6 protein-coding genes and 2 pseudogenes are annotated in these 6,363 nt (G+C 67.1%); 7 read left to right on the top strand and 1 reads right to left on the bottom strand.

The features are described 5' to 3' along the window. Nucleotides 1–346: pseudogene (locus tag PK606_RS15700) on the bottom strand (conjugal transfer protein TrbE); the annotation flags it as partial. On the opposite strand from PK606_RS15700, the pseudogene PK606_RS15695 reads away from it, so the two are divergent. From PK606_RS15695 to PK606_RS15665, 7 genes and pseudogenes are all read left to right on the top strand, one after another. Beyond that, a pseudogene (locus PK606_RS15695) lies at nt 338–1,213 on the top strand (type IV secretion system protein); the annotation flags it as partial. The pseudogenes PK606_RS15700 and PK606_RS15695 overlap by 9 nt on opposite strands. Before the next feature lie 12 nt (nt 1,214–1,225). Next, complete coding sequence (gene trbF, locus PK606_RS15690) at nt 1,226–1,930, top strand: conjugal transfer protein TrbF (RefSeq protein ID WP_324565286.1); 705 nt, start codon at nt 1,226–1,228, stop codon at nt 1,928–1,930. Next, entirely contained in the window at nt 1,927–2,919 is a 993-nt protein-coding gene (gene trbG, locus PK606_RS15685) for a P-type conjugative transfer protein TrbG (RefSeq protein ID WP_324565285.1), read from the top strand. The genes trbF and trbG overlap by 4 nt, the downstream gene beginning before the upstream one ends. A gap of 2 nt (nt 2,920–2,921) precedes the next feature. Beyond that, entirely contained in the window at nt 2,922–4,199 is a 1,278-nt protein-coding gene (locus PK606_RS15680; RefSeq protein WP_324565283.1) for a TraB/TrbI/VirB10 family type IV secretion system protein, read from the top strand. Continuing rightward, on the top strand, nt 4,196–4,453 hold the full coding sequence (locus PK606_RS15675) for a DUF2274 domain-containing protein (RefSeq protein WP_324565282.1): 258 nt from the start codon (nt 4,196–4,198) through the stop codon (nt 4,451–4,453). The genes PK606_RS15680 and PK606_RS15675 overlap by 4 nt, the downstream gene beginning before the upstream one ends. A gap of 94 nt (nt 4,454–4,547) precedes the next feature. Continuing rightward, nucleotides 4,548–5,285, top strand: coding sequence for a type IV toxin-antitoxin system AbiEi family antitoxin domain-containing protein (locus PK606_RS15670; RefSeq protein WP_324565281.1), 738 nt, complete (start codon nt 4,548–4,550; stop codon nt 5,283–5,285). Next, nucleotides 5,282–6,202 (top strand): nucleotidyl transferase AbiEii/AbiGii toxin family protein, encoded by a 921-nt coding sequence (locus tag PK606_RS15665; RefSeq protein WP_324565280.1) that lies wholly within the window; start codon nt 5,282–5,284, stop codon nt 6,200–6,202. The genes PK606_RS15670 and PK606_RS15665 overlap by 4 nt, the downstream gene beginning before the upstream one ends. Nucleotides 6,203–6,363 lie beyond the last annotated feature (161 nt).

The raw sequence follows: 6,363 nt of genomic DNA, 5'->3' as shown, positions 1-6,363 counted from the left end.
AGATCGTTTCGCGCAGCAGCGCGATGACGTTCTTGCGCTTGGCGAACCACTGGCGACGCAGGCGGCCCAGTTCCTTTTCCGCCTCGGATTTGTCGAGGCACAGAAAGCGCGTACTCCAGCGATACGCAAATCCCAGGCGGTTGAGATCGTCCAGAATCCCCGGCCAGGTCGAGGTCGGAAAGCCCCGCACCGAAACCACGCGCAGATGCTGGTCGCCCAGCATGGGCGCCAGGCCGCCGACCAGCGGCGAGTCGGTCAGCAGCGCGTCGATGTGGAACGGCACTTCGGGCACCGCCAGCCGGTAGCGCCGCGTCGAGATGGTCGAGTGCAGGTAGGTCAGCTTTTCATCACGCTGATCGAGTTCAAGCTGACCACGCTCGCCGGGTTCGTGCTGGTGCCGTTCGCGCTGTGGAACAAGACCAGCTTTCTCGCCGAGAAGGTGCTGGGCAATGTCGTGGCCGCCGGCATCAAGGTGCTGGTGCTGGCCGTGATCGTCGGCATCGGTTCGGGCCTGTTCTCGCAGTTCCAAGTCCATCCCGCCGAGCCGAACATCGACCACGCGCTGGTCATCATGCTGGCCTCGCTCACCTTGCTGGCGCTCGGGATCTTCGGCCCTGGCATCGCCACGGGCCTCGTGTCCGGTGCGCCCCAGCTCGGCGCGGGCGCGATGGCCGGCGCCGCCGTCGGCGCTGCCGGGACTGCGGTTGCCGTTGGCGCAGCGGCTACGGGCGTGGGCGGCGCGGTGGCCGCTGGTGCGCGCATGGCCCCGGCTGCCGCCAAGCTGGCCGGCAGCGGCGCGCGTGCCGCCACGTCGGCGGCCGGCAGCGCGAAGTCGGCGTTCCAGGCCGGTTCCGCCGCAGCAGGCGGCGGTGCCAAAGGTGCGATGGCGGGCTTGGGCAACGTCGCCAAGACCGGCGCGCAGTCTGCCGGGCGCGCTGCCGCATCCCGCGCTTCCGCTGCCGGGCAGCGCATGGCCGCGCCGTTCCGCGCGGGCTGGAATGGCGACGCTGGCGCGTCAGCCGGTCAGGCCGCTACGAGCGAAGCCCCCGCAGGCGCTGCCGCTGCACAGACGCCCGAGCAGCCCGCTTGGGCCAAGCGGTTGCATCGCCGCCAGCAACTCACCCATGCCGCGACCACTACCGCCCACACGCTGCGCGGTGGCGATGGCGGCGGCTCCGGCCAAGGGCCGAGCCTGCGCGATTCCGACTCATAAGGAGAACAGACCATGCGATTCAAGAAACCGCAGGTGCGCTACGCCGACACGCCGCCGCCTGCCACGCCGTACCAAGCTGCCGGCCAGGTATGGGACGACCGTATCGGCTCGCCGCGCGTGCAGGCGAAGAACTGGCGCCTGATGGCGTTCGGGTGCCTGACGCTCGCGCTGCTGATGGCCGGCGGCCTGGTGTGGCGCTCGGCGCAGTCCATCGTGACGCCCTACGTCGTGGAGGTGGACAACGCGGGCCAGGTGCGCGCTGTGGGCGAAGCCGCCACGCCGTACCGGCCCAACGACGCGCAGACGGCGCACCACATCGCGCGCTTCGTGACGCTGGTGCGCTCGCTGTCCATCGACCCCATCGTCGTCCGCCAAAACTGGCTGGACGCCTACGACTACACGACCGACAAGGGCGCAGCCGTGCTCAACGACTACGCGCGGGTCAACGACCCGTTCGCGCGCATCGGCAAGGAATCGGTGACGGTGCAGATCACCAGCGTCGTGCGCGCCAGCGACACGTCTTTCAACGTGCGCTGGACGGAACGCCGCTACGTCAACGGTGCCGCGGCCGGACTGGAGCGGTGGACCGCCGTGGTGTCCATCGTGCTCCAGCCGCCGCGCACCGAAGAACGCCTGCGCAAGAACCCGCTGGGCATCTACGTCAACGGCCTGTCGTGGAGCCGCGAACTGGATTCTTCCGAAGGAGCAAAACCATGAATGATCTTTTCCGTAAATCCGCCTTGCCGTTGATCGTGCTTGCCCTCGCGGGCTGCGCCACGCAGGGCAAGCCGCCGCCGACCATCTCGCTCGATGAGCCGGTGCAGGCCCAGCCGCTACCGGAGCCGCCCGCGCCGGTGGAAGTCGTGGCCGTGCCCGAGGTGCTGCCGATGCCCGCGCAGTTGATGCCGGTGCTCGAGGCCGAGAACGCCAAGCCCGCGCCAGAACCTGCCGACGAGAAGGTGCGCGTTTCACGCGCCAATGCCGAGGCCCGCGTCGCACCCACGCGCGAGGGCTACGTCAACGCGATTCAGGTGTGGCCCTTCACCGATGGTGCGCTGTATCAGGTCTATGCGGCCGTGGGCCGCGTGACCGTGGTGTCGCTCCAGCCTGGCGAAGAACTGGTGACGGTGGCTGCCGGCGATACGGTGCGCTGGATCGTGGGCGACACGTCCAGCGGCAGCGGTGCCGACTTGCGCGTCAACGTGCTGGTGAAGCCCATCCGCTCGGGCTTGAAAACCAATCTGGTCATCACCACCAGCCGCAGGACGTACTTGCTGGAGCTGACTTCCACGGACAAGACGTGGATGGCGTCAGTCTCGTGGGAGTACCCGCGCGACCGGATGCTGGCCTTGCAGCGCCAGGCGCAGGCGGCCAGCGCCGCCGCGCCGGTCGATAGCGGCCTGTCGCTGGAGAACCTGCGCTTTCGCTACACGATCAGCGGCAGCAATCCGCCGTGGAAGCCGCTGCGCGCCTTCGACGACGGGCAAAAGGTGTACGTGCAGTTTCCCGCCGGAATCGCGCAAGGCGATCTTCCGCCGCTGTTCGTGATCGGTGCCGAAGGCGACGGCCAACTGGTGAACTACCGCTTCCGCTCGCCGTACTACATCGTGGATCGCCTCTTTGGCGCGGCCGAGCTGCGCCTGGGCGGCGACAAGGGCGACGTGGTGCGGATCGAGCGCACGGATGGCGTGGCACGGAGGAACTGACCATGAGCCAGGACGACACCCCCGACCTCGCCACGCCGCAGGCGGGCAAGATCGCGCCCGAGGCGGTGGCGCTGCGCGCCCAGCCGCGCCCGGTCACTCGCCTGAACCGGCGCACGCTGGCCGTCCTCGTCGGCGGCCTGTCGGTCGCCGTACTCGGGGCCACGATCTGGTCGCTGCAACCGCAGCGGCGTGGTGCGGGCGAGCAGACCGAGCTTTACAACGTCGATCGTGTCTCGAAGTCGGAAGGGCTGGACGGCCTGCCGGCTGACTACTCAAAGCTGCCGCCGGCCTTGCCGCCCGCTGTGCCCGAACTGGGGCCGCCGCTGCCGGGCGACCTCGGCCCGGCCATCGTGAACTCGCAGCAGCCGGCCGTGGCCGCTTACGCGGCCCCCGGCCACGATCCCAACGACGCCTTGCGCAAGGAGGCGGAAGCGGCGGCGGCTTCGTCGGTGTTCTTCCGCTCGGGAGGCCAGGGGCAAGCCGCAGCCACGGTGGCGCAGGCTGCACCGGGTCCTACCAACACGCTCGCGGCCTTCGATCCGCTTGCCGCCGGGCCGGCCTCGACGGCGGCCCAGCCTGCCGATCCGACCGCCGTGCAGAACCGGCAAGACCAGAAAGAGGCATTCCTGAAAGGCGGTTCTACGGAAACGCGCAATTCCGGCAATCTGCAAATGCCGGCCTCGCCGTATCAGGTCATGGCCGGAACGGTGATCGCCGGGGCGCTGGTGACGGGCATCAAGTCGGACTTGCCGGGCGACGTGATAGCCACCGTGACGGAGCCGGTCTATGACTCGGCCACGGGCAAGTTCCTGCTGATCCCGCAGGGATCGCGCATCCTCGGCAAATACAACAGCCAGGTCAGCTACGGGCAAAGCCGCGTGCAGGTGGTGTGGAACCGGGTCATCCTGCCGGACACGTCTTCGCTGACGCTCGACAACCTGATCGGCACCGACCCGGCCGGTTACTCCGGCCTGGAGGACGACGTGGACTGGCACTGGAAGCGCATCGTCGCGGGCGCGGTGCTGACGACGCTGCTGGGCGTGGGCGCTGAACTGGCAGCGCCTGAGAACCGACAGGACGGCAACCGCATCGTGATCGCGGGGCGCGACAGCGCCCAGGACAGCATCAATCAGGTCGGCCAGGAAATCACTCGGCGCAACATGAACATCCAGCCGACGCTGACCATCAGGCCGGGCCTGCCGGTTCGCGTCATCGTGAACCGGGACCTGGTGCTGCGGCCCTACCAGCCGCTGTTCTTCAACCGGGGGGCATCGCAATGAGCAGGAAGAAGCTGCGGCTCGGGCCGCTGCCCAGGACCGAGAGCGTCAAGCTGGCCTTTGCCTGCCCGGCCAGCCTGAAAGCCGACCTCGACCGCTACGCCGCGCTGCACGCGCAGACGTATGGCGAGGCAGTCGATGCGGCGACGCTGATCCCGCACATGCTGGAGGCGTTCATGGCGGGGGACAGGGGGTTCAGGAAGGGCAGGGGAGACGCTGCCCGGCCATCTTCCCGCGTGGCAGTGCCGAAGGAATGAGCATTTGGATATGTTGTAAATATCGTATCCATACTACGACTACGTTGACCATATCAAATTGACTTTCTCTTTGGAAAGTTGTAGAAATCGTAGTATGGCTACGACGATATCAAGTAAGCTAAATGCGCTCTACACCCGGCTGGCGCCGGGGACGCCGCTGACCTCGGCGGACTTGGCGGCGCTGGGTATCTCTGCGGACTTGGCTGTTCACTACGTCCGGGCAGGGTGGCTCACGCGCTTGGCCCGCGGGGTGTTCTGCCGTCCGAATGACGCCCCGGCGCTCCATCCCAGCCTGCTGCTGTTGCAGCGGCGATTCGAGGGGTTGCACGTCGGTGGCAAGTCGGCGCTGGACTGGTACGGCGTGCGCCAGTACGTGTCGCAGCAGCCCGTACTACATCTGTATGGCTGGACGGCAGGGCGCTTGCCGGAGTGGTTCACCGAGCGCTTCCCGGCCGAGTACCACCGCAAGCGCCTGTTCGACGAGCAGCCGGGAGCCTTGCTGCATGTTGGCCCATTCGAGAAGCGCAGCGGAGCGCCGCAGGTGTCGGCGCCGGAGCGCGCCTTGCTGGAGCTGTTGAGCGAGGTCGGAGTGCGCCAGCCCTTGCAGGAAGCCCGCGAACTCGTCGAAAGCGCGTACAGCTTGCGCGCCGATGTGCTGAACGAGCTGTTGCAGCGCTGCACGAACGTCAAGACCGTGCGGCTGTGCCTGCAACTCGGTCGCGAGGCGTCGTTGCCTTGGGCGGTGAAGCTCGATCCGGCCACGCTGCCGACGGGCAGTGATCGCCCCTGGGTGTCCCGATCGGCCGATGGCCTATTGGTGCTCAAGCCATGAACCAGACCTATCTCGATACCGCTCGCCTGCTGACGCAGGTGGCGCCGCTGGTGTTCATGGACGACACGTTCGCCTTGAAGGGTGGCACGGCGATCAATCTGTTCGTGCGCGACATGCCGCGCTTGTCGGTCGATCTTGATCTGGTCTTTCCCGATCACACGTTGCCGCGTGACGAGGCGCTGGTGCGCATCAACGAGGCCATCCGGCAAGCTGTCGAGCGTTTGAAGAAGCAGGGCTTCCAGACGCATGCGCCGGCAGCCGCGGCAGGGGAGACCAAACTGCTGGTGCGGCGTGGCCCGATTCAGGTCAAGGTCGAAGTCAACTTCGTCATGCGCGGCACCGTGCAGCCGGTGCGCCGCGCTTCGCTCACGCCGACCGCACGCGACACTTTGCTGGCCGATCTGGAGATCCCGGTGGTGTCTCTGGAGGACGTGTATGGCGGCAAGCTGGTAGCAGCGTTGGATCGTCAGCACCCGCGCGACCTGTTCGACGTGATGCAGCTTTTTGCGCATGAGGGCATCACGCCCGGCATCCGGCGCGCGTTCGTGGTCTATCTGTCCAGCAGCAACCGGCCAATCCATGAAGTGCTGTTCACGCCGCTGCGGGACGTCCGCCATGACTACGAGCACAACTTCCAGGGCATGACGGCCGAGCCGGTGCCGCTCGATGCGCTGCTTGCCGCGCGAGAACGCATGCTGCAAGAACTCCAGCAGGGCTTGGACGCTGACGAAAGACGCTTCCTGCTGTCGCTGGCTGCCGGCACGCCGGAGTGGTCGCTGCTGGGCATCGCGCACCTCGAACAACTGCCGGGCATCCGCTGGAAGCTGCACAACCTGGCGCAGTTGCAGAAGACCGATGCGAGGAGGTTCGCCGAGCAGGCTGACTTGCTCGCTGCGCGGCTGGCTGCGCTATCCTAGGCGCTGGTTGATGATGAGCCGATGCCGCGTAAACCCGCGCCAGCAAAGGACGTGTTTTTCTGACGGTAAAAGCGACGGTAGAGGCCCATGTCGATCAAAGCCAATCCCTGTTATTGATCAGTCAGGCAAATGCCTAACATACGCTCATGCTGCCGCATAGC

The sequence above is a fragment of the Ottowia sp. genome (assembly GCF_035444425.1).
Classification (GTDB): Bacteria; Pseudomonadota; Gammaproteobacteria; order Burkholderiales; family Burkholderiaceae_C; genus Ottowia.
This window is presented reverse-complemented; position numbering and strand designations above follow the sequence as displayed.

Coding starts and splice junctions, on each gene's coding strand:
- trbF (WP_324565286.1), top strand. CDS start 1,226: ATGCGATTCAAGAAACCGCAGGTGCGCTACGCCGACACGCCGCCGCCT.
- trbG (WP_324565285.1), top strand. CDS start 1,927: ATGAATGATCTTTTCCGTAAATCCGCCTTGCCGTTGATCGTGCTTGCC.
- PK606_RS15680 (WP_324565283.1), top strand. CDS start 2,922: ATGAGCCAGGACGACACCCCCGACCTCGCCACGCCGCAGGCGGGCAAG.
- PK606_RS15675 (WP_324565282.1), top strand. CDS start 4,196: ATGAGCAGGAAGAAGCTGCGGCTCGGGCCGCTGCCCAGGACCGAGAGC.
- PK606_RS15670 (WP_324565281.1), top strand. CDS start 4,548: ATGGCTACGACGATATCAAGTAAGCTAAATGCGCTCTACACCCGGCTG.
- PK606_RS15665 (WP_324565280.1), top strand. CDS start 5,282: ATGAACCAGACCTATCTCGATACCGCTCGCCTGCTGACGCAGGTGGCG.